Consider the following 1,590-nt stretch of genomic DNA (forward strand, 5'->3'; position numbering starts at 1 on the left):
TTATGAGTCATCCCGGATTTTCGGGAAACATTTCTAGCACCTAAATGATGCTAAAACCTGAATTGTTTCTAAATCCGGCGGGAGAATACTTCCAAGAACGGGATGGGCATCATCCCAAAGGCGGCTGATCGCCCACCGTACGCGGTAAAGCGGTGCCAGAGTTTCCCGGCACCGTTTCCCCGTTCTGTGACATTTGAGGTGTAAAACCGCCTGAACCATATCCCTGTAGAATGGTTCTAGAATATGAATAAGAAAGGCATAACAGATCGTCACAAGTGAAAGAAGTTTCAGACGATTTTCAAAAGCCCACAGGCGTGGACTTTCCATCGCTAACTCACATTTTCCATAGCGAAAACTCGTTTCAATTTGCCAGCGCCTCTTATACATAAAAACGATTTCCCAGGCCTGCACTTCTGTTTTTATCGGCTCATTCGTAATGAGATACCATATTTTTTTATTCACTCTCACTTTGACGCAATACAAAGGATACGCGTAACTGGCATGCCATACCGTTGTCCACCACACATCACAGGGCATTTTCTGGCCGGTAAACGTATCAAATATTTCTTTATGAGCAAGATACTTCTTCCCTCGACCAATTTCCCATAATTTCTTTTCTTCCCCATTTTGATCAAAAAATTTATGGTTTTTTATCCATCGAATGACGAACCTGACTTTTAACGATTGAAGGAACTGTAACCAAGGACCTGACGCATATCCACGATCAAAAATGTGAACCAGAATATCACTCCATTTCCTGACACATTTCCGTAAGAGCCTTTCTTCTTCTTCTCTCGTCTTTGTTGCATAATCTCCTCTTGTCGTCCACCAACTCATAAATGCCACTTTCGGGATTCCTTCCAATCCTGCAATTAGTGCTCCTGTCCAATGCATTCCGGTGACCATCACCGGTCTTGCTGCTGGCATATTGAAAACATGCCCTCTTCTTGAACGATTGAGTCTTTTTGCCTTGCTTGACCTGACTGGGCATAATCCTTCTGCAACGCTACTCTCCGGCTTTTCTATCACACTTCCATCCCAAATGCAAAGAATACGCTTTCTCTTTTCTTGGAGTCTTTTCACCTCTCTCTCGGCTTCTTCTAGTAAATAGCTGTCGATGTGAGAAACATTCCATTTCAAAGATCTGATGAGGTTGCTTATCCTCTTCGTTCCTGCTGTCGCACTTTTCGATAAACCGCGATAGTTATCCATATACGAACCTAATTCGCTCAGAAGGAGCCCCTGCTTGCTATTCCTGAAACGGAGAATTGCTACGCAACACTGCATCAATGTTCGTTGCAATCTCTTATCGAGAAACGCGTCGAGTACCATCAATAAAGGTGAAAGAAACACTTCAAGCTCTCGCGCTATTTCTTGCGACGTTTTTTGGGGGTCTTGTTCATTTTTTTGAAGTATGTCATACTGAGTAGGCATTAATGTGAATGGCCTCCTGTCTCTCCTGTGGGTATTTTAATCACCAACAGTGTAGACCAGGAGGCCATTTTTGCCTAGTGCCTGCAATTCCTGGAATTCCTTCATCTCATTGATTGGAGGTTTTACGGGTTCTCCAAAAATCCGGGATGACTCATA

1 protein-coding gene is annotated in these 1,590 nt (G+C 43.5%); it reads right to left on the reverse strand.

Annotation, left to right across the window (positions count from 1 at the left end; genetic code table 11):
- Positions 1-33 precede the first annotated feature (33 nt).
- Positions 34-1,434, reverse strand: a complete 1,401-nt coding sequence (locus F1593_RS27935) for a transposase (protein WP_149404827.1) — start codon at positions 1,432-1,434, stop codon at positions 34-36.
- Positions 1,435-1,590 lie beyond the last annotated feature (156 nt).

Source organism: Dictyobacter arantiisoli, from assembly GCF_008326305.1.
GTDB lineage: Bacteria > Chloroflexota > Ktedonobacteria > Ktedonobacterales > Ktedonobacteraceae > Dictyobacter > Dictyobacter arantiisoli.

Excerpts from the sequence above, each read along its gene's own strand:
- F1593_RS27935 (WP_149404827.1), bottom strand. The coding sequence starts at position 1,434 with ATGCCTACTCAGTATGACATACTTCAAAAAAATGAACAAGACCCCCAA.